Source organism: Streptomyces sp. NPDC059832, assembly GCF_042731715.1.
In the GTDB taxonomy this organism is placed as follows: domain Bacteria; phylum Actinomycetota; class Actinomycetes; order Streptomycetales; family Streptomycetaceae; genus Streptomyces.
Genome location: NZ_JBHWIY010000005.1, coordinates 250199 through 275049, shown reverse-complemented (window position 1 = coordinate 275049; position 24851 = coordinate 250199). Strand labels below are relative to the sequence as shown.

24 protein-coding genes are annotated in these 24851 nt (G+C 72.9%); 6 read left to right on the top strand and 18 right to left on the bottom strand.

All coding sequences use genetic code 11. The annotated features are described in order from the left end of the window. Positions 1 to 57: 57 nt before the first annotated feature. A complete protein-coding gene (locus tag ACFV8T_RS11405; protein ID WP_385326569.1) occupies positions 58 to 1323 on the bottom strand; it encodes a glycoside hydrolase family 10 protein in 1266 nt (421 codons plus the stop codon). Positions 1324 to 1539: 216 nt separating this feature from the next. On the opposite strand from ACFV8T_RS11405, the gene ACFV8T_RS11400 reads away from it, so the two are divergent. Continuing rightward, on the top strand, positions 1540 to 2400 hold the full coding sequence (locus ACFV8T_RS11400; protein ID WP_114243580.1) for a 3-hydroxybutyryl-CoA dehydrogenase: 861 nt from the start codon (positions 1540 to 1542) through the stop codon (positions 2398 to 2400). A gap of 72 nt (positions 2401 to 2472) precedes the next feature. On the opposite strand, the gene ACFV8T_RS11395 is transcribed toward ACFV8T_RS11400, so the two are convergent. The 9 genes from ACFV8T_RS11395 to infC all read right to left on the bottom strand — a co-directional run bounded on the left by ACFV8T_RS11395 (position 2473) and on the right by infC (position 12377). Beyond that, complete coding sequence (locus tag ACFV8T_RS11395; protein WP_385326568.1) at positions 2473 to 3003, bottom strand: NUDIX domain-containing protein; 531 nt, start codon at positions 3001 to 3003, stop codon at positions 2473 to 2475. An 87-nt stretch (positions 3004 to 3090) separates the two neighbouring features. Further along, positions 3091 to 4440: a transcriptional regulator gene (locus tag ACFV8T_RS11390; protein WP_385326566.1), complete on the bottom strand. Its 1350-nt coding sequence runs from the start codon at positions 4438 to 4440 to the stop codon at positions 3091 to 3093. Positions 4441 to 4862: 422 nt separating this feature from the next. After that, positions 4863 to 7373 (bottom strand): phenylalanine--tRNA ligase subunit beta, encoded by a 2511-nt coding sequence (gene pheT / locus ACFV8T_RS11385; RefSeq protein WP_385326564.1) that lies wholly within the window; start codon positions 7371 to 7373, stop codon positions 4863 to 4865. Beyond that, positions 7373 to 8500 (bottom strand): phenylalanine--tRNA ligase subunit alpha, encoded by a 1128-nt coding sequence (gene pheS / locus ACFV8T_RS11380; protein WP_385326562.1) that lies wholly within the window; start codon positions 8498 to 8500, stop codon positions 7373 to 7375. Before pheS ends, pheT begins: the two co-directional genes overlap by 1 nt. 146 nt (positions 8501 to 8646) lie before the next feature. Beyond that, positions 8647 to 9810 (bottom strand): ATP-binding protein, encoded by a 1164-nt coding sequence (locus tag ACFV8T_RS11375; RefSeq protein ID WP_385326560.1) that lies wholly within the window; start codon positions 9808 to 9810, stop codon positions 8647 to 8649. Positions 9811 to 9913: 103 nt separating this feature from the next. Further along, the gene (locus tag ACFV8T_RS11370) at positions 9914 to 10744 is read right to left on the bottom strand and encodes a TrmH family RNA methyltransferase (RefSeq protein WP_385326558.1); all 831 of its coding nucleotides are present in this window, start codon (positions 10742 to 10744) and stop codon (positions 9914 to 9916) included. A gap of 125 nt (positions 10745 to 10869) precedes the next feature. Next, on the bottom strand, positions 10870 to 11253 hold the full coding sequence (gene rplT, locus ACFV8T_RS11365) for a 50S ribosomal protein L20 (protein ID WP_072484442.1): 384 nt from the start codon (positions 11251 to 11253) through the stop codon (positions 10870 to 10872). Positions 11254 to 11362: 109 nt separating this feature from the next. Continuing rightward, positions 11363 to 11557, bottom strand: coding sequence for a 50S ribosomal protein L35 (rpmI, locus tag ACFV8T_RS11360; RefSeq protein WP_072484441.1), 195 nt, complete (start codon positions 11555 to 11557; stop codon positions 11363 to 11365). Between the two features lie 121 nt (positions 11558 to 11678). After that, the gene (gene infC, locus ACFV8T_RS11355) at positions 11679 to 12377 is read right to left on the bottom strand and encodes a translation initiation factor IF-3 (RefSeq protein ID WP_266421725.1); all 699 of its coding nucleotides are present in this window, start codon (positions 12375 to 12377) and stop codon (positions 11679 to 11681) included. Between the two features lie 343 nt (positions 12378 to 12720). Here infC and ACFV8T_RS11350 point away from each other — a divergent pair, with 343 nt between their 5' ends. Then, on the top strand, positions 12721 to 13083 hold the full coding sequence (locus tag ACFV8T_RS11350) for a DUF1844 domain-containing protein (RefSeq protein WP_266421723.1): 363 nt from the start codon (positions 12721 to 12723) through the stop codon (positions 13081 to 13083). Positions 13084 to 13156: 73 nt separating this feature from the next. Here the strand turns inward: ACFV8T_RS11350 and ACFV8T_RS11345 are convergent, their stop codons facing one another. Then, positions 13157 to 13885, bottom strand: coding sequence for an SseB family protein (locus tag ACFV8T_RS11345; RefSeq protein ID WP_385326556.1), 729 nt, complete (start codon positions 13883 to 13885; stop codon positions 13157 to 13159). A gap of 108 nt (positions 13886 to 13993) precedes the next feature. Between ACFV8T_RS11345 and ACFV8T_RS11340 the strand changes: the two genes are divergently transcribed. After that, positions 13994 to 14731: a serine hydrolase gene (locus tag ACFV8T_RS11340; protein ID WP_385326554.1), complete on the top strand. Its 738-nt coding sequence runs from the start codon at positions 13994 to 13996 to the stop codon at positions 14729 to 14731. A 28-nt stretch (positions 14732 to 14759) separates the two neighbouring features. Here ACFV8T_RS11340 and mycP read toward each other — a convergent pair whose 3' ends face one another. Together mycP and ACFV8T_RS11330 are read right to left on the bottom strand one after the other, a co-directional pair. Next, positions 14760 to 15947: a type VII secretion-associated serine protease mycosin gene (mycP, locus tag ACFV8T_RS11335; RefSeq protein ID WP_385326553.1), complete on the bottom strand. Its 1188-nt coding sequence runs from the start codon at positions 15945 to 15947 to the stop codon at positions 14760 to 14762. After that, entirely contained in the window at positions 15944 to 16846 is a 903-nt protein-coding gene (locus ACFV8T_RS11330; protein ID WP_385326827.1) for a hypothetical protein, read from the bottom strand. Before ACFV8T_RS11330 ends, mycP begins: the two co-directional genes overlap by 4 nt. A 461-nt stretch (positions 16847 to 17307) precedes the next feature. On the opposite strand from ACFV8T_RS11330, the gene ACFV8T_RS11325 reads away from it, so the two are divergent. Beyond that, positions 17308 to 18510 (top strand): amino acid deaminase/aldolase, encoded by a 1203-nt coding sequence (locus tag ACFV8T_RS11325; RefSeq protein ID WP_385326551.1) that lies wholly within the window; start codon positions 17308 to 17310, stop codon positions 18508 to 18510. A 15-nt stretch (positions 18511 to 18525) separates the two neighbouring features. Here ACFV8T_RS11325 and ACFV8T_RS11320 read toward each other — a convergent pair whose 3' ends face one another. Continuing rightward, positions 18526 to 19458 (bottom strand): DUF2510 domain-containing protein, encoded by a 933-nt coding sequence (locus tag ACFV8T_RS11320; protein ID WP_385326550.1) that lies wholly within the window; start codon positions 19456 to 19458, stop codon positions 18526 to 18528. A 110-nt stretch (positions 19459 to 19568) separates the two neighbouring features. On the opposite strand from ACFV8T_RS11320, the gene ACFV8T_RS11315 reads away from it, so the two are divergent. After that, on the top strand, positions 19569 to 20297 hold the full coding sequence (locus tag ACFV8T_RS11315) for a FadR/GntR family transcriptional regulator (protein WP_385326548.1): 729 nt from the start codon (positions 19569 to 19571) through the stop codon (positions 20295 to 20297). A gap of 70 nt (positions 20298 to 20367) precedes the next feature. Here the strand turns inward: ACFV8T_RS11315 and ACFV8T_RS11310 are convergent, their stop codons facing one another. Both ACFV8T_RS11310 and ACFV8T_RS11305 read right to left on the bottom strand, forming a co-directional pair. Next, positions 20368 to 21324: a phosphotransferase family protein gene (locus ACFV8T_RS11310; protein ID WP_385326547.1), complete on the bottom strand. Its 957-nt coding sequence runs from the start codon at positions 21322 to 21324 to the stop codon at positions 20368 to 20370. Positions 21325 to 21429: 105 nt separating this feature from the next. Further along, a complete protein-coding gene (locus tag ACFV8T_RS11305) occupies positions 21430 to 22353 on the bottom strand; it encodes a LysR family transcriptional regulator (protein WP_385326545.1) in 924 nt (307 codons plus the stop codon). Positions 22354 to 22423: 70 nt separating this feature from the next. Between ACFV8T_RS11305 and ACFV8T_RS11300 the strand changes: the two genes are divergently transcribed. Then, a complete protein-coding gene (locus ACFV8T_RS11300) occupies positions 22424 to 23575 on the top strand; it encodes a TDT family transporter (protein WP_385326543.1) in 1152 nt (383 codons plus the stop codon). Here the strand turns inward: ACFV8T_RS11300 and ACFV8T_RS11295 are convergent. Both ACFV8T_RS11295 and ACFV8T_RS11290 read right to left on the bottom strand, forming a co-directional pair. Then, positions 23514 to 24218, bottom strand: a complete 705-nt coding sequence (locus ACFV8T_RS11295; RefSeq protein WP_385326542.1) for a helical backbone metal receptor — start codon at positions 24216 to 24218, stop codon at positions 23514 to 23516. The two genes, ACFV8T_RS11300 and ACFV8T_RS11295, sit on opposite strands and share 62 nt — an antisense overlap. Before the next feature lie 12 nt (positions 24219 to 24230). Then, positions 24231 to 24776, bottom strand: a complete 546-nt coding sequence (locus ACFV8T_RS11290; protein ID WP_266421699.1) for a helix-turn-helix domain-containing protein — start codon at positions 24774 to 24776, stop codon at positions 24231 to 24233. Positions 24777 to 24851 lie beyond the last annotated feature (75 nt).

The following is a 24851-nucleotide window of genomic DNA, read 5'->3' as shown; positions in this document are numbered from 1 at the left end:
CACCCCACGCGCCCACTCCGCATTCTTGTCCCGGCGGGGTGGGCGCACCTTTCCGTGTCAGCGGGGCGGGCGCACCCGGTTGCGATAGTGGTCGCCCACCACCCGGTCCATGGCCCCGATCCGGTCCGTGACCACGTCCTTCCCGGAAAAGAAGACGTGACCGCGCACCTGGTCGTACCCGGCGGCGAAGTCGAGGTGCCGGGAGAGTTCGGCCGGGTCCTGCCAGGCGGCGGGCTGGGCCGGGTCACCGGCCTTGTAGAGCGCCTCCCCCACGAACAGGTCGACGCCCGTGCCGCGCACGGCCTCGCTCCACCAGGGCACGAGCTCGGCGTAGTCGGCGGCGGCGAAGCCGATGTTCCAGTAGACCTGCGGGCAGATGTAGTCGATCCAGCCCTTCCTGACCCAGCCGCGGGTGTCGGCGTACAGATCGTCGTAGGTCTGCACCCCCGCCTTGGTGTCGGAGCCGAGCGGGTCGGTCGCGGCGTTGCGCCACACCCCGAACGGGCTGATCCCGAACTGGACGTTCTTCTTGATCTTCTTGATCCGCTCGGCGGTCTCGCGCACCAGCTTGTCGGTGTTGTCGCGCCGCCAGGCGGCCTTGTCCGGGAAGCCCGCGCCGTACTTGGCGTACGTGGCGTCGTCGTCGAAGACCTGCCCGGCCACCGGGTACGGGTAGAAGTAGTCGTCCCAGTGCACGGCGTCGATGTCGTAGCGGCGGACCGCGTCCAGCATCGCGTCCTGGACGAAGCGGCGGACCTCGGGGATCCCGGGGTTGTAGTAGAGCTTCCCGCCGTACGGCAGGACCCAGTCGGGGTGCAGTCGGGCCGGGTGGGTGGCGACCAGCCGGGACGGGTCGGTGTGGTTGGCGACCCGGTACGGGTTGAACCAGGCGTGCAGCTCCAGGCCGCGACGGTGCGCCTCGCTCACCGCGGTGCCCAGTGGGTCCCAGCCGGGGTCCTTGCCCTGGACGCCGGTGAGGTACTGGGACCACGGTTCGTAGGGCGAGGGCCACAGCGCGTCGGCGGTCGGCCGGACCTGGAGGATCACGGTGTTCAGCCGCCGGGCGACGGCCTCGTCGAGGTACGCGATCAGCTCGGCCCGCTGCGCGGCCGGCGTCAGTCCGGGCGCCGAGGGCCAGTCGACGTTGGCGACGGTGGCGACCCAGATGCCGCGCAGTTCGCGCCGTGCCACATGGTGAGCACCCGGGCGCGCCGGTGCGCCGGTCCGCCCGGCACCGGTCCGCCGGGGCGGAACCGCGGCCGCGTCACCGGCCGCGGTGACGGTGCTCACCACCCCCGCAACCACCCCAGCCGCACCCGCCACAAAGCCTCTTCGGGCCATTTGCCGCATTTCGCTGCACCTGCCGTCTCTCTGTCCACATCCGTCACCCCGGTATCCGGGCGTAACGCAGAGCATGCCCGCCCCGGCCCACGATGACCCGTAGGTCGCGGAGTAACGTCGGGGGGTCGGGGCGGGCACCGGAATCAGACGGGAACCTGCGACACGCAGAACAGCGAAAGGCACGAGGTGACGGACTCTATGGCCGACATTGCACGCGTCGGAGTGGTGGGCTGTGGCCAGATGGGCGCGGGCATCGCGGAGGTGTGCGCCCGCAGCGGTCTTGAGGTCATGGTGGCCGAGACCACCGGCGAGGCGTTGGAGATCGGCCGCACCCGGCTGCACAACTCCCTCTCGAAGGCCGCCGAGCGCGGCAAGATCACTCCCGAGGAGCGCGACGAGACACTCGCTCGGCTGAGCTTCACCACGGACCTGGGCGAATTCGCCGACCGCGATCTCGTCATCGAGGCCGTCGTGGAGAACGAGCAGGTCAAGACCGAGATCTTCCAGGTGCTCGACCAGGTGGTGACCCGGCAGGACGCGATCCTCGCCTCGAACACCTCCTCCATCCCGCTGGTGAAGCTGGCCGTGGCGACCTCCCGCCCGGACCAGGTCATCGGCATCCACTTCTTCAACCCGGCGCCGGTGCAGAAGCTCGTCGAGCTGATCCCCGCGCTGACCACGTCCGACGAGACGGTGAAGCGCGCCGAGGCCCTGGTGCAGGACGTGCTCGGCAAGCACCCGATCCGCGCCCAGGACCGCTCCGGCTTCGTCGTCAACGCGCTGCTGATTCCGTATCTGCTCTCCGCGATCCGGATGTTCGAGTCGGGGATCGCCAGCCGTGAGGACATCGACAACGGCATGGAGCTCGGCTGTGCCCACCCCATGGGCCCGCTCAAGCTCTCCGACCTGATCGGTCTCGACACGGTGGCCTCGGTCGCCGACTCGATGTACGCGGAGTTCAAGGAGCCGCTGTACGCCGCTCCCCCGCTGCTCCAGCGCATGGTGGACGCGGGCCGGCTCGGCCGCAAGACCGGCTCGGGCTTCTACCCGTACTCCTGATCCTTCCTTCGTGCCCGTACGGGGCCGGTCCGGGCGATCCCCGGACCGGCCCCGTTCGCGGTTCGCGGTGCCTCACCCCAGCCGTAAGTGGCGGAGCATCATCAGCCCGGCGGCCATGCCGGCGGCCGGGACCTCGCCGCGGGCGATCATCTCGGGCACCAGCTTGAGCGGTATCCACTCGCGGCGTGAGGACTCGAAGGCGTCGCTGGGCGCGCCGGTCCAGGCGGCCTCCTCGGACCAGTAGAGGTGGTGCCGGGCGTCGGTGAGCCCGTTCGACGGCTCCACGGTCAGCAGCGGGTGGAGCGGCCCGGGGCGCCAGCCGGTCTCCTCCTCCATCTCGCGGGCGGCGGCGGCCGCGATGTCCTCGCCGTCCTCGACGACGCCCGCGGCGAGCTCCCAGCCCCAGCTGTCCGTGATGAACCGGTGCCGCCAGAGCAGGAGCACCTCATCGGCCTCATTGACGGCGGTGGCCGCCGCGACGGGGCGGAGCCGGATGAGGTAGTGGTCGAGATGGCGGCCGTCGGGGATGACCACGTCTGCCAGATTGACCCGGAACCAGCGGTTCTCGTACACAGTTTGTTCGTTCAGATTCGCCCATTGCACGTTTCTGCCACCTTCCGACAAGTAGGTGACAACATCGCAGCAGGAGCGGGACCGGAACGGAACGCACCGGTCCTCCCGGGTACGCACTCACAGCGGTACGCGCAACGCTCCGTCGATCAGTTCGGCGGCCCGCCCCGCGTCGGCGCAGCCGCTCGCGACCAGATCCTCGCGCACGGCACGCAGCCGGTCGCGCAGCCGCCGCGACTCCATGCCCCTGGCCCGCTCCGCCATCTCCGCGGCCGTGGCCGCCGCCCGGTCCGCCTCGCCCTGGCGCAGCTCGACATGGGTCAGCATGGCCAGCCGGTGCACCCGGCCCCGGTCGTGCGCCGGGATCCGTACGGCCTTCACCGCGTGTTCCCTGGCCGCCGGCAGATCGCCGATGCTGAGCAGGGCCTCGGCCACCTGCACATCGACCAGGCCCGGCTGGACGTACCCCGTCTCGTCCGGTTCATGGCCCGGCCTGATGCGCTCGGCCTCCGACTCGGCGCGCCGGATGCACTCCCGGGCGCCGCCCGCGTCGCCGAGCCGGGCGTACGCCTTGGCCTGCATCGCGTACAGGTCGGCGGCGAGCGCGGGGCTGATGTGGCCTCCGGCGGCCCGCAGCGCCGCCTGGGCGAAGGCCACGGACTGCCGGTAGTCGGCGAGCAGGAGCGACTGGTTGACCAGCAGCGCGATCACATAGCCGCCGAACCCCCTGTCCCCGCTCGCCTTGGCCAGCCGCAGCGCCTGGTGGAAGTAGCGCTGGGCGAGCCCGTGCGCGTCGGAGTCGTAGGCGCAGATCCCCGCGACCGCCACCAGACCGCCCGCCGCCCGGTGCAGCCGGCGGCCCATCGCGTCGCTGTATCCGCCGCGCAGCAACGGGGCGGTCTCGGCGTTGAGGAAGCCGACGATGCGGGATCGGGTCGCGATCCCGCCTGCCCGGCGGTACATCAGTTCGTAGTGGGCACGGGCCGCGCGCAGGGTCACTATGTCAGCCGTGCAGACGCGGGTCGGTCCAGCGCGCGAGACATCGGCGTCCTCCGGCGGGTTCTCCCACTCCCAGACGGGCATCACCGCCGCGGTTCCGGTGACGGCGGCCGGGACGAGGCTGTGCGGGCGCTGTCCTTCGTCGGAGCGCCACAGCGCGGTGGCCCGCTCGACGAAGCCGGTGAGCGAGGAGGCGGGCACGGGCGAGCCGGGACCCGGGGTGGCCATGCCGATGTCGTCCAGCGAGAGGGGCCTGCTCAGCCGGTCGCCGAGCACTTCACAGATCAGGTCGGGCACCTGGCCGCGCGGACGCTGCCCCTTCAACCAGCGGGACACCGCGGTGTGTTCGTACCGCAGGCGCAGACCGCGGGAGCGGCCGGCCCGGTTGATGTGCGCGGCAAGGCCCGCCCGGGAGACACCCGCCTCCTCGATCAGGGCAGCCAGCAGAATGTTGGGCTCCGTTGCCCCCATGCGCCCCTCCGGTGGTTCGGCACGCCGAGGCGTGTCGCACCAGTGGAGCACGATTCACACGGGGTGTGAACGCAATGCCCGAACCGTCCCGCTGCGCACCCTGTTGCGCCGGCGCGCGGATCGGTTGAATCAGTCGTCTCGCAAGAGGCGGACGGGTCGTCTGCTCCCCCTCGTACAGCACGACGACCCGCACCCGCGCCGTCCGCCCTGCCGACCTGCCCGACACTCCGTGGCAGCGCGGACGGCGCCGGATCGCACGACCCACTGCCCACGGATCGGAGGGTGGCTGCGGGGTCGGCTCGGAGCCGGGTTCCCCCGGGCCGCGCCGGGGCCCGGGTGCGGTCCTCGCCGCTCGGCGAGCATGCGGGAGGGGCGCACCCGGTCACCGGATGCGCCCCTCCTCGCCGTGTTCCCGCGAAACGCTACGCGCCCCGCAGCACCGCGCCCGTCCGCTCCGCGGCGAGGGCCACCGCCGCGTCGCGCGCGGCCGAAGCCTCGTCGACGGTCAGCGTGCGGTCCGCCGCGCGGAAGCGCAGCGCGTACGCCAGGGACTTGCGGCCCGCACCGATCTGCTCACCGGTGAAGACGTCGAACAGCCGCACCGATTCGAGCAGTTCGCCCGCGCCCTCGCGCAGCGCCCGCTCCACATCGGCGGCCGGGACGTTCTCCGCGACGATCAGCGCGACGTCCTGGGTCGCCACCGGGAAGGTGGAGATCCGGGGCGCCTGGAGCGCACCGTCGACGGCCTGCTCCAGGACGTCGAGCTCGACCTCCATGGCGCAGGTGCGCTCGGGCAGGTGAAGGTCCTTGACGACCCGCGGGTGCAGCTCACCGGCGTGCCCGAAGAGGGTCTCCTCGCCGTTCACCGTGACGTACAGCGCGGCACACCGGCCCGGGTGCCACGGCGCGTGCCGGTCGCTGCGGACGGTCACCTCGACACCGGCCTCACGGGCGATCGTGCGGGCGGCCTCGACGGAGTCCGCCCAGTCGGCCGGGCGGCCCTTGCCCCACCAGCCGGCCTGCTCGCGGGCGCCCGCGAGGACGACCGCGGCGCGGCGCGGCTGACGCGGCAGCGAGGCGTCGAGCCCGGCGATCTCCTCGTCGGTGGGACGGCGGTCGACGGGCAGCCGGACGGCCCTGGTCTCGGTACCGGTCGGCCTGAAGACCAGGCCGGTCTCGAAGAGCGCGAGGTCGTGGCTGCCGCGGCCGTCGTTGCGCCGCAGTGCGCCGAGCAGGCCCGGCAGCAGCGTGGTGCGCAGCGCCGGCTCCTCGTCGGAGAGCGGGTTGACGAGCTTGACGGTACGGCGGCGGGCGTCGTCGGCGTCGAGCCCGAGCTGGTCGAGGACGGCGTCGCCGATGAACGGGTAGTTCAGCGCCTCGACGTAGCCGGCTCCGGCGAGCGCCCGGCCGACCCTGCGGTACAGCCGCTGGTGGTCGGTGAGCCCGCGGCCGGACGGCGGGGTCGGGAGCGTGGACGGGAGGTTCTCGTAACCCTCCAGCCGGATGACCTCTTCGGCGAGGTCGTTCGGCTCGCCGAGGTCGGGGCGCCAGGACGGCACGGTGACGATCAGCTCGTCCTGCCCGTAGACGTCGCAGCCGACCTCCTGGAGGCGGCGTACGACGGTCTCGCGCCCGTACGCGACACCGGCCACCCGGTCGGGGTGGTTCGCGGGCATCGCGATGGTGCGGGGCGCGGACGGTGCGCTGACCTCGGTGACCCCGGCCTCGGCGGTGCCGCCGGCGAGCAGCACCAGCAGGTCGACGGTGCGCTGCGCGGCGGCTGCCGCGGCCTGCGGGTCGACGCCGCGCTCGAAGCGCTTGGAGGCCTCGGAGGACAGCTTGTGGCGGCGCGCGGTCCGGGCGATCGAGATCGCGTCGAAGTGCGCCGCCTCGATGACGACCTCTGTGGTGTGCGTGCCTTCGGCTGCGTCCGCGATCTCCGTGTTGGCACCGCCCATGACGCCCGCCAGGCCGATCGGCCCGCGGTTGTCGGTGATGACGAGGTCGGCGGCGTCCAGGACGCGGACCGTGCCGTCGAGCGTGGTGAGCTTCTCGCCCTGCTCGGCGCGGCGCACCCCGATCGGACCGTCGATCCGGGTCCGGTCGTAGGCGTGCAGCGGCTGGCCGAGTTCGAGCATCACGTAGTTGGTGACGTCGACGGCGAGCGAGATCGGCCGCATCCCGGCCTTCTGGAGCCGGCGCTGCATCCAGATCGGGGACCGGGCCTCGGGCTGCAGACCGACGACGGTGCGCGCGGTGAAGCGGTCGCAGCCGAACGGGTCGGCGACCTTGACCGGGTAGCCGTACGCGTTCGGCGCGGGCACGTCCAGGAGCGCCGGGTCGCGCAGCGGCAGGCCGTACGCGATGGCGGTCTCGCGGGCGACGCCGCGCATGGAGAGGCAGTAGCCGCGGTCGGGCGTGACGGCGATGTCGAGGACCTCGTCGACGAGCTGGAGCAGCTCGATCGCGTCGGTACCGGCCTCGTGCTCCGGCGGCAGCACGATGATGCCGTGCGTGCCGTCGTCGCCCATGCCGAGCTCGTCGGTGGAGCAGATCATGCCGTGCGAGGTCCTGCCGTACGTCTTGCGTGCGGCAATCGCGAAGTCACCGGGCAGCACGGCGCCCGGGAGGACCACGACGACCTTGTCGCCGACGGCGAAGTTGCGGGCGCCGCAGACGATCTCCTGCGGCTCGCCGGTGCCGTTGGCGTCGCCGACGTCGACCGTGCAGAAGCGGATGGGCTTCTTGAAGCCCTCCAGCTCCTCGATGGTCAGTACCTGTCCGACGACCAGCGGGCCCTTGAGGCCGGCGCCGATCTGCTCGACGGTCTCGACCTCCAGACCCACGTCGACGAGCTTGGCCTGTACGTCACGGCCGGTCTCCGTCGCCGGCAGGTCGACGTACTCCCGCAGCCAGGAAAGCGGGACGCGCATCAGATCTCCATCCCGAACGGCCGGGTGAACCGGACGTCACCCTCGACCATGTCTCGCATGTCTTCTACGTTGTGGCGGAACATCAGCATCCGTTCGATGCCGAACCCGAAGGCGAATCCGCTGTACTTCTGGGGGTCGACGCCGCAGGCGATGAGCACCTTCGGGTTGACCATGCCGCAGCCGCCGAGCTCGATCCAGCCCTCGCTGCCGCAGGTGCGGCAGGGGCGGTCCGGGTTGCCGACGGACGCGCCGCGGCAGACGTAGCAGACCATGTCCATCTCGGCGGACGGCTCGGTGAACGGGAAGAAGTTCGGCCGCAGCCGGGTCTTCATGTCCGGGCCGAAGAGCGCCTGGACCATGTGGTCGAGGGTGCCCTTGAGGTCGGCCATGGTGAGGCCCTCGTCGACGGCCAGCAGCTCGATCTGGTGGAAGACCGGGGTGTGCGTGGCGTCGAGCTCGTCGGTGCGGTAGACGCGGCCGGGGCAGACGACGTAGACCGGCGGCTCGCGGTCGAGCAGGGAGCGGGCCTGGACCGGCGAGGTGTGGGTACGCAGCACGACACCGGACTCGTCGTTCCTGGCACCGTCGGCGCCCTGGACGAAGAAGGTGTCCTGCATCTGCCGGGCCGGGTGGTCGGGCACGAAGTTCAGGGCGTCGAAGTTGAACCACTCCGCCTCGGCCTCGGGGCCCTCGGCGACCTCGTAGCCCATGGCGACGAAGACGTCCGCGACGCGCTCCATGATGGTCGTCAGCGGGTGGCGGGCACCTGCCGGGGTGCGGTCGTAGGGCAGCGTGACGTCCACCGCCTCCTCGACCAGCACACGGGCGTCCCGCTCGGCCTCCAGCTCCGCCTGACGGGCGGCGAGGGCCTTGGAGACGGCGCTGCGGGCCTGGCCCACGCGCTTGCCCGCCTCGGCCTTGGCCTGCGGCGGCAGTGCGCCGATCTCGCGGTTGGCGAGCGACAGCGGCGAGGTACCACCGGTGTGCGCGGTCTTCGCCTGGGCGAGCGCGTCGAGGTCACCGGCGGCGGCGAAGGCGGCGAACGCCTCGTCCCGCATGCGCTCGATCTCTTCCGGTTTCAGTGCCTCGACCTCGACTGGGTCGTACGACTTGTTCGGTGCCGACATCTCTTCCCGTGCTTCCGATTGGCTGATACTGCGCTTACCGGGGGAATGCCCCGGACCCCCATGGCCCCGATCGACGACTGGAGGACGCAAAGGTGCCAAAGGTCGAGTCTAAGGGCCACAGGATGTGTGGGAGGCCCGTGGGCCGCTCAGACCAGGTAGGCCGGCGCGCTCACGGGCAGAATAAATCGGAACTCCGCGCCGCCGCCGGGACCACGGCCGACCGTGATCGTGCCGCCGTGCGCCTCGACGATGCCCTTGACGATGTAGAGGCCCAGGCCCGTGCCGCCGCGCTTGCTTCCCCGCCAGAAGCGAGTGAAGACACGGCCCATCGACTCCTCGGGGATGCCGGGGCCCTCGTCGCTCACGGTGACGGCCGTTCCCTTCTCGTCGCTCTTCGCGGGTGCGGGTGCGACTTCAATGGTGACGGTTCCCTCGCCGTGGCGCACCGCGTTTTCCAGCAGGTTGCCCAGCACCTGGTCGACCTTGTCCGGGTCGGCCCAGACCGCGGGCAGCGGCTGGCAGGTGCGCACGAGGAAGCGGTCGGGGGTCTGGCCGCTCGCGGTGAGGGCCTGGATGTGACGTTCGACGGCGGCGGAGAGGTCCACGGGCTGGCGCCGCAGTTCCAGGCGTCCTGAGTCGATCCGGGAGATGTCGAGCAGCTCGGCGATGAGCCGGGTGACGCGGCCCGCGTCGGCGTCGACCGTCTCCAGCATCAGGCGCTTCTGGTCGTCGGTGAACCGCTCCCATTTGGCGAGGAGGGTCGCGGTGAAGCCCTTGACGGAGGTCAGCGGGGAGCGCAGCTCATGGGCGACCGTCGCGATCAGCTCGGCGTGGCTGCGCTCGTTGCGGCGGCGGGCCTCGGTGCCGCGCAGCGAGATCACCACGCGGCGCACCGGGCCGGTCGGGTGCTCGCGCACGTAACGGGCGGAGACCAGGACCTCCCGGCCGCCGGGCAGCAGCAGATTGCGCTCGGGCTGGCCGACCCGGGTGGCGAGGCCGCCGTAGGGATCGGTCAGGGTCCACCAGCGGCGGCCCTTGAGGTCCTCCAGCGGCAGCGCGTGCTCCAGGGAGCGGCCGAGGGCGGCGGCCCGGGGCACCGCGGTGATCCGGGCGGCGGCGGCGTTGAAGCAGATGACCCGGCCGGTCTCGTCGGCGACGACCAGTCCGTCGGGCAGGTCGTCGGGATCGACACCCATGTCGACGGCTCCGAGCTCCCCGCTCCCGTCCGGTCCACCGGCCGTGCCGACGGGTTCACGGGCGCGCACGACGGCCGCATGTGTCTCGCGCGGCCTGCTCATGCCGACAGCCATATCCCGTACCCCACCTCTCGAACCGGTGCAGTGGGCCCCCGAGTTCGCCACCCTACTAGTCGTCGGTGACGGAGCGACACCCTGCGGTGGCGCGGAGCCGCGGTCACCTCGGGCGCTGGGCCCTCGCGGAGGCGTACAGGCAGACGGCCGCCGCCGTCGCGAGGTTGAGGCTCTCCGCCTTGCCGTGGATGGGAACGCGTACGACGGCGTCGGCCAGCGCCCGGGTCTCCTCAGGCAGGCCCCAGGCCTCGTTGCCGAAGACCCAGGCGGTCGGACCGCCCATGGTGCCCGCGTCGAGCTCGTCGTCGAGGTCGTCGTCGCCCGCGCCGTCGGCGGCGAGGATCCGTACGCCCGCCGCCCGCAGCCCCCGCACGGCCTGCTCGACCGGGACGCCGACGGCGACCGGGAGGTGGAAGAGCGAACCGACCGAGGCCCGGACCGACTTGGGGTTGTAGAGGTCCACCGAGGCGTCGGTGAGCACGACGGCGTCGGCGCCCGCCGCGTCGGCGCAGCGCAGCACCGTACCGGCGTTGCCGGGGTCGCGCACGTGGGCGAGGACGGCGACGAGCTTCGGCTTCGCGGCGAGGATCGCGTCGAACGGGGTGTCGAGGAAGCGGCAGACGCCGATCAGGCCCTGTGGGGTGACGGTCTGCGACACGTCGGCGAGCACTTCGCCGTCGGCGAGGTGCACCCGGGCGCCGGCCGCGTGGGCGGCGGCGACGATGTCGGCGTACCGCTCGGCCGCCTCGACGGTGGCGAACAGTTCGATCAGTGTCGGCTCGCCGTCGCTGCCGCGGTGCTCGGCGGCCTCGCGCACGGCCTGCGGCCCCTCGGCGATGAACCTGCGCTCCTTGCCGCGGAAGTTGCGCCTGGCCAGCCGCCGGGCGGCGGTGACGCGCGGTGATCGCGGGGAGATCAGTTCGGGGGTGCCCATGGTCGGCGGCGAGCCTCTCTGCGTACGGAGGTGACGGACGTACGGAACATGTCGTGCAACGCACCGGACCCGCAGACGGCGAGCGCCTGCGGGTCCGGCTCAGAAGACAGGAAGTGCGACCTGGATCAGGCGGCCTTCGGGGCGTTGACGTCGCTCGGGAGGGCCTTCTGGGCAACCTCGACGAGGGCGGCGAACGCGTTGCTGTCGTTGACCGCGAGCTCGGCCAGGATCTTGCGGTCCACCTCGATGTTGGCGGCCTTCAGACCCTGGATGAGGCGGTTGTACGTCATGCCGTTCTGGCGGGCAGCGGCGTTGATGCGCTGGATCCACAGCTGACGGAAGTCGCCCTTGCGCTTCTTGCGGTCGTTGTAGTTGTAGACGAGGGAGTGGGTGACCTGCTCCTTCGCCTTGCGGTACAGGCGGGAGCGCTGGCCGCGGTAACCGCTGGCCTGCTCGAGGATTGCCCGGCGCTTCTTGTGAGCGTTTACTGCCCGCTTGACGCGTGCCACTTTTTAACTCCTTGTAGCGGGGCCGTGGTTGGACTCACACGGCCCGGAAACGAATTGGTCCCGGTCTCAGTCGAGTGCGCCGCCCACGGGTTCACCGCGGGCCGCGGACTCACTTGCCGAGAAGCTTCTTGATCTTCTTGGCGTCGGACGGAGCCACTACGACCGTGCCGGTCAGCGAGCGGGTCTTCTTGGACGACTTGTGCTCAAGAAGGTGGCGCTTGCCTGCGCGCTCACGGAGCACCTTGCCGGAGCCGGTGATCTTGAAGCGCTTGCTGGCACCGCTGTGCGTCTTGTTCTTCGGCATCGCGCCGTTCTCTCCTCGTCAGTGGCGCCCCTCGCGGTGCGGGCACCGGGCAGCAGGGGCGTCAGATCTTGGTGGGAATTCCGGGGAGACCCGGGGCCGCCTGGATGGCGGCCCCCTGAGGTCACGCCTCGGAAGGTGTCTCGGCCGGAGCCTCGGGCTGCGCTTCGGCAGCCTCGTCCGCGGCCTCGGCGTCGGGGGTGGAACCCTGACGCCCCGCCTTGCGGGCGGCCTGGGCCTCGCGGGCCTCGGCCATGGCTTCGGTCTTCTTCTTGTGCGGGCCCAGAACCATGATCATGTTCCGGCCGTCCTGCTTCGGGTTGGACTCGATGAAGCCGAGTTCCTCCACATCCGAAGCCAGACGCTGGAGCAGTCGGAAGCCCAGCTCCGGGCGGGACTGCTCACGACCACGGAACATGATCGTGATCTTGACCTTGTCGCCCTGCTTGAGGAACCGGACGACGTGACCCTTCTTGGTGTCATAGTCGTGCGGGTCGATCTTCGGCCGGAGCTTCATCTCCTTGATGACCGTGTGCGCCTGGTTCTTGCGCGCCTCACGGGCCTTCATGGCCGACTCGTACTTGAACTTCCCGTAGTCCATGAGCTTGCACACGGGCGGACGGGCGGTCGCCGCCACCTCGACCAGGTCGAGGTCGTACTCCTGTGCGAGTTCCAGGGCCTTGGCAAGCGGAACAATCCCGACCTGCTCGCCGCTGGGACCGACAAGTCGCACCTCGGGAACGCGAATCCGGTCGTTGATGCGGGGCTCGGCGCTGATGGATCCTCCTCGGTAGCACCACGCGGCCGCCTGGCGGACAGCCACGTAACGTCTGTTTCGTGAGACCAACCGCACCAGTGCAATAAAAATGCCCCGGACGGGACACAGGCGGGGCTCCTGAAACAACCGGAACCACCGCGGCCAACCGCGGGGCGCATCGGGCGGTCCCATCGTCCGTACGGAACGATGGCCACCGCCTGACCGGATGACCCGCCATCCTGAAGGACAGCCAGGTGGGAGATCGGAGCCTCCACTTGTGGGCCGGGCACATAGCTGCCCAGCCGGTCGTTACACAAGGTTAGCAGCTCCCCCGGGCGTACGCTAACCGGCTGTCTCCGCACCGCTCCCGCGGGCGGGGCGGCATCGGCGTGGGCCTATCGTATGGCGCATGAGTGACGCGACCCCCACCAGTGATTCCCCCGGCTTCGACGACATGGCCCGCGACATCGCGGAGGTGCCCGCGGTCGAGGTGATCGTGACGGTCGCGGTCAATCTGATGAGCGCCGCCGCCGTGAAGCTCGGCCTGACCGAGGACGGCGACGAGCACAAGGACCTCGACGAGGCCCGCAAGCTGGTGCACGCGCTGGCCGGTCTGCTGGACGGCAGCGCCACCGAGATCAGCTCCTTCCACGCGGCCCCGCTGCGGGACGGCCTGAAGTCACTGCAGCTCGCGTTCCGCGAGGCGTCGCTGGTACCGGACGAGCCCGGTCAGGGTCCCGGCGAGAAGTACACCGGCCCGGTCTTCGGCTGAGCCCCACCCGTCTGTTCCGTTGCCACGAGCATGAGAGCCCCCAGCCCCATCCCGGGCAGGGGGCTCTCGACGTTCAGCGCGTGAACAGGGGCTTACCGGGCGCGGCGGCGTCGGCCGGCAGCAGTGCCAGGTCGAGGCCGCGTACCAGGCGGGCGCGCAGGACCTCGTCGGCCGCCAGCAGCTCCGCGACCCGGCGGGCCGCTTCGGCGGCGTCCGCGCCGGGTGCGAGGACCAGGGCGAGGGTGCCGTCGGCCCGGCCGGGGCCGAGGTGGGCCCGGAGCACCGCGGGCTCGGCGGCGACCGCGGTCCGTACCGCCGAGGTGACGGCGGGGTCGTCCAGCGGGTCGGCGCTGGTGCGGCCCTCGGCGAGGGCGAGCAGTGCGGAGCCGGTCAGCTCGAACGCGACCGGGCCTGCGAGATCGAGGACGACCGTGTCCGCCTTCTCGTGCGCGGCGGCCTGCAGCGCCTGGTGCAGGGGTACGGCGACGGGGCGTGCCTGCGGATCCCAGAGGGCCAGCGAGGCGGTCGAGGTGAAGGCGGGCAGGGCGCGGCGGTCCCCCGCCTGGAGGGTGGGGACGGCCATGTCGCTGGTCTTCTCGCGACGCAGCCCGTTCTCGTCCTCCTCCACCTCCCCCAGTACCGCGACGACCGGGACCAGGAGCCGGGTGCCCTTGAGTGCTTCGAGTACCGGGCCGACGGCCTTGCGGTCCTCGGCCCAGGCGGCCAGTGCCTCGGTCAGTGCCGGGTCGGCCGTGCCGTCGTCGTCGGAGTATCCGGGGTCCGGAATGTTCTTCTGCGCCACAGGGCGAGCCTAGTGCCTGGGCTTTCCCGCCCTGCCGACAGGTCGGCATCGGCCGCTCTCCGCGGCCGGGTCCGTATCGTCGGTCCCGGCGACGACGGGTGACGACGGGTGACCAAGAGCGAGGAGCCGCCGGTGGATCTCGACACGGCACTGGCCGCGGCGGTGGAGCCGCTGCCGGCCGGCACGGATGGCGCGAGGGTGTCGGTCGCCGTGCTGGACACCGAAAACGGGGCTCGGGCGGTCTACGGGGACGGCGCGTTCGACACCGCCAGCGTCGTCAAGGTCGACATCGCCGCGGCACTGCTGCTCATCGCCCAGGACGAGCACCGCGCGCTCACCGCCGTCGAGCGCGACCGTGCCACCGTCATGATCGAGCGGAGCGACAACGCCTCCGCCACCGCGCTGCTGCGGGCCATCGGCGGTCCGGCGGCGCTCGACGCGGCCAATGCGCGCCTGGGCCTGACCGGGACGACGGCGGCGCACGCCTGGGGACTGACCCGGACCACGGCGGCGGACCGGCTGACGCTGCTGCGCGCGGTGTTCGGCACGGCTTCGGAGCTGGGCGAGGACTCGCGTGCGTATCTGCGGGGGCTGATGGAGCGGGTCGAGGCCGGTCAGCGGTGGGGTGTGTCGGCGGCGGGCAGCGACTGCGCCCTGAAGAACGGGTGGATGCCACGGACGACGACCGGGCTGTGGGACATCAACAGCATCGGGCGGGTCCGGACCGGCGCGCGCGCCTGTCTGCTGGCGGTGCTCTCGGACGGGCACGGGACGAAGGAGTCGGGGATCGCGCTGGTCGAGTCGGTGGCGAGGGCCGCGGTGGGGGTGCTCGGCGCCGCGCGGTGAGCCGGCGCCTTTCGCCCTGGGGCCGCGTTCAGCCCCGTACGGCGGCGGGACCGCGGCCCCTGCCGCGCCAGAGCACCACGGCCAGGGCGAGCAGCACCGCTCCGAGGCCGCCCGCGCCTGCGGCGAGCCAGCCCGCAGGGCTGCTTTCGTGGCGCTCGGGGGTGGGGCCGGCGCCGAAGTACCGCTTCCGGTAGCCGGTCCCGGCGGATTCGGCGCGCAGACCGGCGGGGCGGAGCGCGGCTCCGGCCTCGATCGCCGCGGCGGGGTCGACGATGCCGTACCCCCGGGCGTCGTCGCGGCCGGCCGCCGGGGCGCTGCGGGCCGTGTCCGCGAGGAGCTTCTTGATCTGGGCGGGCGTCAGTCCGGGATGCGCGGCGCGGACCAGCGCGACCGCGCCCGAGACGAAAGCGGAGGCGGCGGAGGTGCCCCACTCCACGTAGTACTGGTGGTCGGGTGCGGCGACGACGATGTCGACCCCGGGGGCGCTGACGGTGGCGTACCAGCGGCGGGTGGAGAACGCGGCGTGGGTGCCGTACCGGTCGACGGCGGCGACCGCGATCACGCCGGGGTAGGCGGCGGGGTACGAGATGTGGTCGCCCTTCTCGCCGCCGTTGCCCGCGGAGGCGACGACGACGGCCCCCTTCTTCAGCGCGTACTGGATGGCGGCGTCCTCGCCGGGCTCGGGGTGCGCGGACTTGCTGTCGTCGCCGAGCGAGAGGTTGATGACGTCGGCGCCGTGGTCGGCGGCCCAGCGGATGCCGTCGGCGAGGGCCGTGCCGCGTGACTCCCGGGCCTTGGCGCGGGCCGGGTCGGAGGCTTCGAGGATCACCCGCACCGGGAGGATCTTCACCTCGGGCGCGATGCCGAGCACGCCGTCGTCGCGCCCCGCTCCATGGCCGTGACCAGCGATGATGCCCGCCATCGCGGTGCCGTGCCGGGCCCAGGAGCGATCACCGCTGCGGGCGCCGAAGCCGATCATGTCCTTGCCGGGCAGTACCTGGCCGGCCAGATCGGGAAGGCTGCCGTCGACCCCGGTGTCGACGACGGCGACGGTGACTCCCCTGCCCTTGGTGGTCCGCCACGCCTTGTCGGTGTGGAGCGTCTGGAGGCCCCACTGCTGGTCCCGGATGGCGTCGGCCCCGGCCGGTGCCGCGGGCAGGAGCGTGAACGCGGTGGCGGCGCAGACCGCGCCCAGGGCACGGTGACGGCGGCTCATTCCGGCTTCTCCGTGAGGTCGGTGACGGTCCGGCGCAGGCCGCGCTCGATCCGGTCGGCGATGCCCTTGGCCTCGTGGCCGAGCCCGGCCTGGGCGGCGGCCGTCGTGGCGTCCGCGGCCGTGGCCCGGTCGACGGGCTGCGGGTCGGTGACGGTCCGTCCGTCGGCGAAGCCGGACACGGCGAAGACGACGACGGGCACCTCGGTCAGTACGCGGACGGTCCAGCTGGCGCGCTGCCGGTCGCCGAACCCGGCGGCGACCGTGCCCTTGGCGGGGTAGGTGCGGGGCATCAGGTCGGTGCGCCGGCCGAGGTGCTGGCCGGTGAAGCGGGTGCTCAGCGCCTTCATCGCCGCCGGGTCGCCCTCGGTGAAGATCACCCCGACCGTGGTGACGCTGCTGGTGGTGGCGTCGGTGTAGGTGGCACGGAGCAGGCGCTCGCAGCCGACCGGGCCGAGGGTCCTGGCCAGCAGCGGGTCCAGGGCCGCCCGGCAGCCGCCGTCCGGGGCGACGGCGATCCGGGTCCAGATCCGGTCGGCGCCGCCGGGGCCCGCTCCGTCACCGGTCAGCGTGCGGGGGAAGAGGGTGTCCACGGGGACGCTGTGCCAGGCGGAACGGCCCACGGTGTAGGCGCTGTGGGCGGCGGCGTCGGCCGAGGAGTCGCTGGTGAGCCAGGCGCCGGTGGCCGCGCCGCCGATCAGTCCGAGCCCGAGCACGACACAGGCCGCGGCGGTCGCGGTCCTGGCGGGGTGACGGGTACGGATCGGGCGCAGCCGGGTGGTGGTCTCGGCGGGTGTCTCGGGGTGGGGACCTCGGTACGGCTGCGGCTGCCGGTACGGGTGCGGGACGTGGGCCGGCCCGGCCGGTGGCGGGGCCGCTCCCGGGCGCGGGGTGAGGTCCACGGCGCCGACGGGCCGGCGGCGGGTCGCCGCGGGCGGCTGTTCGGGGCGCGGCGGGGTGGTGCCGAGTGGGGTGGTGGCGGGCGCGGCGGGGGCCGGGGGCACGGGCCGGAGCCGGGCCGTGGTCTCCACGGGCGGGGCGGCCGCCGCGGGCGGCGGTGTGCTCGGGCGCGTCGGATCGGGTGTGCCCGCGGAAGCCGGAGGGGGGTCCTGCGCCGGGGGCGCCGACGGCGGGGTCGTGGGTCGGGGCGGGACAGGAGCGTGCTGCGCCTCGGTACTCATCCGCCCCCCTGGTCCCATTCCGTACCGTGCGCGGATCGACGTCACAGGCAGGCCCGTTGGTTGCCGCGTGCCGTCACTCTACGGGGTGGAACGCCCCTGGCGGGAGCGGGCCGCCCGGCCCCGGACGATCTGCGCGGAACATCCCCCTACCCAGCGGTACGGACGTCTGGCAAGCTGCCGCCATGACTGCCCGTGCCGCTGACCGGACCCGGTACAACCGGGCCACCGCCCATCTGGACGCCCCGATCGCCATCGTCGATCTCGACGCGTTCGACGCCAATGCCGACGATCTCGTCCGCCGGGCGGCCGGGAAGCCGATCCGGGTGGCGAGCAAGTCGGTGCGCTGCCGGGCCCTGCTGGAGCGGGTGCTGGCGCGGCCCGGTTTCGCCGGGATCATGTCGTTCACGCTGGCGGAGTCGCTGTGGCTGGCGCGGGCCGGGTTCGAGGACGTGCTGCTGGCCTATCCGTCGGCCGACCGGGCCGCCTTCGCGGAGCTGGCCGCCGATCCGAAGCTGGCCGCGGCGGTGACGGTGATGGTCGACGACCACGCGCAGTTGGAGCTGATCGACGCGGCGCGGGCGGGTGGCCGCGAGGAGATACGGGTCTGCCTGGAGCTGGACACCTCGCTCCGGCTGCTCGGCGGCCGGGTCAGGGTCGGCGCCCTGCGGTCGCCGCTGCGCTCCCCCGCCCAACTGGCGGAACTGGCACGCTCGGTGGCCCGGCGGCCGGGTTTCCGGCTGGTGGGTCTGATGGCGTACGAGGGCCATATCGCCGGGGTCGGGGATTCGGTCGAGGGCCGGCCGCTGCGCTCCCGGGCGGTCCGGCTGATGCAGGCCGCGGGCCGCAGGGAACTGGCCGTCCGGCGGGCCGAGGTGGTGCGCGCGGTACGGGCGGTGGCGCCGGACCTGGAGTTCGTGAACGGCGGCGGCACGGGCAGTGTGCAGCACACCGCGGCCGAGCGCGCGGTGACCGAGATCGCGGCCGGGTCGGGGCTCTACGTGCCGAGGCTGTTCGACAACTACACGTCGTTCACGGCCCGTCCGGCGGCACTGTTCGCCCATCCCGTGGTGCGCCGGCCGGGAGTTGGCGTGGTGACGGTCCTCGGTGGCGGCTACCCGGCGTCCGGCCCCGCGGGCCCGGACCGGCTGCCCGTCCCGTATCTGCCGGAGGGACTGCGCTACGACCCGCAGGAGGGGCCCGGCGAGGTGCAGACCCCGCTGCTCGGCGCCCCGGCCGACGATCTGCTGATCGGTGACAAGGTGTGGTTCCGGCACGCGAAGGCCGGTGAACTGTGCGAGCGCTTCGACGAGTTGCAGCTGATCGAGGGCGACCGGGTGACCGCGGCCGTGCCGACGTACCGGGGCGAGGGCCGTACGTTCCTCTGAGCGGGGCGGCCCGTGTCAGGGCGCGATCGAGCTGCCCACGCCACCGCTCGTCGCGCTGTCGCCGATCCGCCGGATCCCCTTGGTGATGGTGTCCATGAGCGAGAGCGGCGGTCCGTCGGGGCCGGCGTCGAAGGCGTAGCGGACGATGATCAGCGATTCGCTGCCGATCGTGGACGGAAAGACGAGCGACTGCACATAACCGCCGGGCCCCTCGGCCGTGTCGACGCGCCAGCGGACCTGGTAGCCGGCGCGTCCGGCGACGCTCACGGCCGCGGAGTCGAGCTGCTTGTGGGACGTGATGCCGCCGTGGATCCGCTCGCCGACGAGGTTCTTCCCGTAGGCGCTGTCGGCGGCGGTGGCGATGTCCTGCTTGGCGAGCTCCTCGGCGGAGGTGATGTCCGTGGCGCTCGCGATGCGGCTGGTCACCGTGCCGTGGTAGCAGAAGTCGGAGGCGCTGCCGGGGCAGTCGTAGGAGCCGACGGTGCGCATGGTGAGGACCGGTTCGACGGTCCTGCCGGGTTTCTCCCAGCCGTCGGGGATCGGCAGGGTGATGCCGTCGAGCTGGTCGACGAGGACCTTCGGGTCGTCCTCGGCCGGTGAGTCACCGGGCGACGGGGTGTCCGTCGCGGCGGTGGCCGGCGGAGCGGAGCTGCTCGGTCGGGCCTCGGGCCGCGTACCGCTTTCGTCCCTGCCCAGCAGGACGGCCCCGGTGACGGCCGCGCCGACGACGACCAGCCCGGCCACGGCGAGCGCGACGAGCCGGGTGCCGCCCCCGCCCCCGGCGGTGCCGCCGCCGGATGCGGCGGCGACCGGCTCGGGCGGACCGAACCCCTGGGACACCTGGGCGGCCGGACGGGTGTGCGCGGTCCACTCCGTGCCGTCCCACCAGCGGTCGGTGCCCGGTGACGCGGCGTCCGGGTACCAGCCGGGCGGTGTCGTGTTGCTCATCCCCCCACTCTAGGGTTCGATCACCGGCCGGGACCCGTCAATTGCCGGAAGACTTAAGGTGTGAGGGTCAACCATTGATGGTCGACCTTGACCGGGAAGGGGAGCGGGGCATGGCCGGGGAAAGCGAGTTCATCGACCGCCTGATGCCCGTGCTGCGGCCGGTCCGGGCGGGGAACGGCTTCGAGGAGGCACTGGAGCAGATCCTCCAGGTGATCAGGCTCGGGCTGGTGCCGGGCGGCGGACGCCTGCCGGCCGAGCGCGACCTCTCCGAGCTGCTGGGGATCAGCCGGGTCACCCTGCGCGAGGTGCTGAAGGTCCTGCAGGACCAGGGCCTGGTGGAGAGCAGGCGCGGCCGGTACGGCGGCACGTTCGTGCTGCGGCGCACCGGCAGCCCCGGCGAGGACGAGCTGCGCCGGAGGGTCGCGTCCGTCGACATCGAGGACGTGCTGCGCTTCCGCGAGGTGCTGGAGGCCGGGGCGGCCGAGCTGTGCGCCGTACAGGGACTCGACGACGAGGGCGCGGACCGGCTGCGCGCCGCCCTGACGGCGACTCACGAGGCCCCGCTGCAGGACTACCGCAGGCGCGACACCCTGTTCCATCTGACCCTGGCCGAGCTCTCCGGGTCGGCGTCGCTCACCACCCAGTACGCGGCCGTCCGGGCCACCCTGAACGACCTGCTGGACTGCATACCGCTGCTCGTACGGAACCTGGAGCATTCGCAGCACCAGCACACCAGCCTCGTCGAGGCGGTCCTCGACGGTGACGGGGAGGCCGCGCGCGCGGTGATGCGCGAGCACTGCGCCGGTACGGCCGCACTGTTGCGCGGCTTCCTGGCCTGAGCGGGGAGCGCACGGAGGTCGCAAAGGTCTGATTCATCACCATTGGCGCCCGGTGTCTGACAGGGCTCCCTCAAGGAGCGCCGTGCCCCAGTCTCTCCCGCAGCCAGCGCAGCGCCGCCGCGCCCTGGGCGCGCTGGAAGGCCCGGAGGGTCGGCATACCGGGCGGGGCCGGCTTCAGCGAAGCCGATACGAAGTAGCCGGTCAGCGCGGCGAGTACGGCCGTCACCCCCGCCGGGTCGACGTCCCGGCCCAGCGGGTGGGCGGTGAAGACGGTCTCCGGATCGGGGCCGCCCTGCGCCGCCACGCACGGCAGCATCACCAGCAGGTCGAACCAGGGCGCGGCCCTCAGCGCGTGGGGCCAGTCGACGAAGACCACCCGGTCGTCCGTGAGCAGGATGTTGTCGGCCCGCAGGTCGCTGTGGGCGAGGCTGTCCCCGGTGGCCGGTCCCTCCCAGCCCGACTCCAGCTCCGCGAGCCGGCTGAGGTGGCGCGCCGCCCACGGGTCGAGCCGACCCGGGTCCCCCTCGGCAAGCAGGGTCCGCCAGCCGGTGAACATCTTGGCCTTGCGGACGGCCGCGCAGGGCGCGTCGAACGGTGCCGGGGTCAGGGCGGTGCCCAGCTCACCGACCGCCGCCAGGACCCGGTGCAGCTCGGCGGGTTCCCAGGGGATGCGGGGCTGGCGGCCGTCGATGTCCTGGAGCACGAGGGCGACCCGGGTGCCGTCGTCGTACGAACCGAGCAGCCGGGGCGCGGGGGCGTCGGGCGGGAGCGCCGCGGTGTGCCGGGCCTCGGCGCGGTGCAGGTCCGGGCTGCCGGGGTTGGTCCCGGCACTCACCGCCTTGACGAACGCGCGCCGCCCGTCCGCGAGCCGGACGCGGGCGGCGACGCCCGGCGAGAACCCACCGCTCTGGCTCCGCGCCTCGACGACGCGGGCGCCGAGGATGTCCTCGACGGCGCTCCGGACGGACGCGGGGAGGTCGGCCCAGTGGTGCCGGACGCCGGTGGCGGGTGGAGCGATCACATCCATCCGCGCATCCTTGGCCACGGAACCGGGTGCCCGCCAGCGGTTTTGCCGGGGCTCGCGGGCCCCGGCACGGTCCGGACGTGAAGCCTGGGATTGCGGGACAGCCTCTCAGCCGTCCCGCGCCGTCAGTGACAGGAGGTCGCGGGCCGGCCCGGTCGGGCGGTGGCCGGAGGGCCAGACCGCGCGCAGCTGGCGTCGCAGGCGTACTCCGGCGACCGGGACCTTGACCAGGCGCCGCGAGGACAGCTCCTCGCCGAGCGCCAGTTCACTCAGGACGCACGGTCCGGCGCCGCTCTCCGCCGCTCCCTTCACCGCGGTCGTGGAGGAGAGTTCGAGCAGCGGCTGGGCGAGGCCGCCGTGCACGGCGAGGGCCGCGTCCAGGACCTGGCGGGTGCCGGAGCCGTGTTCGCGCAGGATCAGCGGGGTGGCGGCCAGTTCCTGCGGGGTCAGGGGCGTGCGGCGGCGGGCCCAGACGTGGGACGGGGCGACCACGACGACGAGGCGGTCGTGGGCGATGACCGTGCCGTCGAGCCCTTCCGGTACGGACAGGCCCTCCACGAAACCGAGGTCGGCTTCGCCGACCAGCAGCCGGCCCGCGACCGCCGCCGAGTTCCCGGCGAGCAGCGAGACCGCCGTGTCCGGCCGTTCGGCGCGCAGCGCTATCAGCCAGCCGGGCAGCAGGTATTCGGCGATGGTCATGGAGGCGGCGACCCGCAGCCTGGAGTCCCGCCGGTCGCGCAGCGCCTGCGCGCCCGCGTCGAACGCCTCGGCCGCCTCGACGATCCTGCGTGCCCAGTCGGTGACCAGCGCGCCCGCGTCGGTGAGCCGGGAGCCGCGCGGTGAACGGTCCAGCAGGGCCACGCCGAGCTGCCGTTCCATGGAGCGGATGCGGCTGCTGGCGGCGGGCTGGGTGACGCCGACGTCCCGGGCGGCTCGCCCCAGGCTGCCGTGCCGGGCGACGGCGAGCAGGAGTTCCAGCGCTCCGAGGTCGGGAACCCGGTGGGAGAGAGGGACATGTGCTTCGCCGGCCATAAAGCCACCTTATGACCTCATAGATGCGGACTCCCTGGTGGGGTCCGTCCCTCGCCGAGAAAATCGTGGCATGGCCATCTTTCCGCAGACGCAGCAGTCCCCAGCCCCGATTCCGGCCGCCGTGCGGCTGCCTTCCCTGCGGTACCTCGGCCCCAACTGGTACGCGGCCGTCATGGGCACCTCGATCGTCGCGAGCGCGGGTGTCGCGCTGCCCGTGCACGTCCCCGGACTGCGGGCCGCCTGCACGGTGGTGTGGGTGCTGGCGGTGGTCGCGCTCGCCGCGGTGCTCGTGGCCCGTACCGGGCACTGGATCGCCCATCGCGACCAGGCCCGCAGCCATCTGCTCGACCCGGCCGTGGCCCCGTTCTACGGCTGTCTCTCGATGGCCCTGCTGGCCGTCGGCGGCTCGTCGATGGTGGTCGGCCGGGATGTCATCGGTCACGGGGCCGCGCTCGCCCTGGACGTGGTGCTGTACACGGCGGGCACGCTGATCGGGCTGGCCGCCGCGGTCGCGATCCCGTATCTGATGGTCGTACGCCACCGGATCGAACCCGGCACCGCGTCGCCGGTGTGGCTGCTGCCGCTGGTGGCCCCGATGGTCTCCGCGGCCCTCGGTCCGCTGCTGGTGCCGGAGCTGCCGGCCGGTCAGTGGCGGGAGGCGCTGCTGCTGGCCTGCTACGCGATGTTCGGTCTGAGTCTGCTGGCCACGCTGGTGATGCTGCCGTTGATCTTCGCCCGGCTCGTCCACCAGGGGCCGCTGCCGCTCGCGCTGACGCCCACGCTCTTCCTGGTACTCGGCCCGCTGGGGCAGTCGACGACCGCGGTCAACCAGCTCGCCGACGTGGCGCCGGACGCCATCCGGGCGCCGTACGCCTCGGGGCTCGGGGTGTTCGCCGTGCTGTACGGGGTGCCGGTGATGGGTTTCGCGCTGCTGTGGCTGGCGCTGGCCGTGGCACTGGTGGTGCGGGCCGCACGGAACGGCATGACCTTCGGCATGACGTGGTGGGGCTTCACCTTCCCGGTCGGTACGTGTGTCACGGGTGCCGCGGGCCTGGCCCGGCACACCGGTCTCACGGCGTACACCTGGCTGGCCGTCGCGCTCTATGTGCTGCTGGTGGCGGCATGGGCGGTGGCCGGGGTGCGGACGCTGCGCGGGCTGTTCAGCGGAGCGCTGCTCGCAGCACCGCAGGCGCCCGCACCAGTGACGGCCCGTACCACGTGAGGAACCGCCCGTCGACCAGCGCGGCGGGCAGGGCGGGGAAGGCCTCGGGCCCGTCGTCCGCGGTGAAGCGGTACGGCTCGTCGGGCAGCACCACCAGATCGGCGCCCGCCGCGTTGAGTGCGTCGAGCGGGATACGGGGGTAGCGCTCGGCGTGGTCCGCGTAGACGTTCTCGACGCCGAGCCTGGCCAGCAGGTCCCCGGCGAAGGTGTCGCGGCCCAGCACCATCCAGGGCCTGCGCCAGACGGGCACCACCGCACGGCGCGGGGCGCGGGGCGGCGGGAGCGCGGCCCAGGCGGCCTCGGCCTCGTCCAGCCAGCGCGGCCTGGGCCGGCCGCAGGCGGCCAGGACGCGTTCGAGCTCCTCGAAGGCCTGGTCGAGGGTGCGGATCCCGGTGACCAGCACCGCGGTCCCGGCGGCCCGGATCGCCGCGAGGTCGGCCTCGCGGTTCTCCTCCTCGTTGGCGACGACGAGATCGGGCCGGAGCGCGAGCACCGCGGCCACGTCGGGATTCTTGGTCCCGCCGATCCGGGCGGCGGCCAGGCCGGCCGGGTGGGTGCACCAGTCGGTGACCCCGACCAGCAGTCCGGGCGCGGTGACCGCGACCGCCTCGGTGAGCGAGGGGACCAGGGAGACGACTCGCACGACGGGCCCCTCTCAGCGGCGCGGGTCGTAGGTGGCGTCGATGTGCTCGGCGACCGCGACGACCAGCAGCCGCGTACCGGGCACCGTGGCCCGCCAGCGGTGCCGCACCCCGCCGGACAGGAAGAGGGTGTCGCCCTGCTCCAGCCGGTACGCCTGTCCCTCGGCCTCGACCTCGGCGGCGCCCTGCGCCACGTACATCACCTCGTCGTTTCGGTGCTGGAACTCGCGCCCGAGGTCCAGTTCCCCGGTGAACTCCAGGGCGCTGAGCTGATGGCGTCCGCGCACCACCCTGCGTACCCCGTCGCCCTCGCCCGCGCGCACCACGGCGACGGCGCGTGCCGAGTCCGCGGCGGCGCGCAACCGTGCCGTGGTGGTCTCCAGGGCTTCGGCGACCCGGTCCAGGGACCGGGCGCTGGGCCGGGCCCGCTCGTTCTCGATCTGGCTGAGGAACGGCACGGACAGACCACTGCGGTCGGCGACCGCGGCCAGTGTGAGCCCCAGGGTTCTGCGCCTTCGGCGGACCGCGGCGCCCACGCGGAGTGCTTCCTTCTCGTCCATGTCCGGCTCCCTCCCGACTCGCCATCCTTCCGGCTGCCAGCACATTACGCATACGGTTGCGCAAGGTCGGCCGGA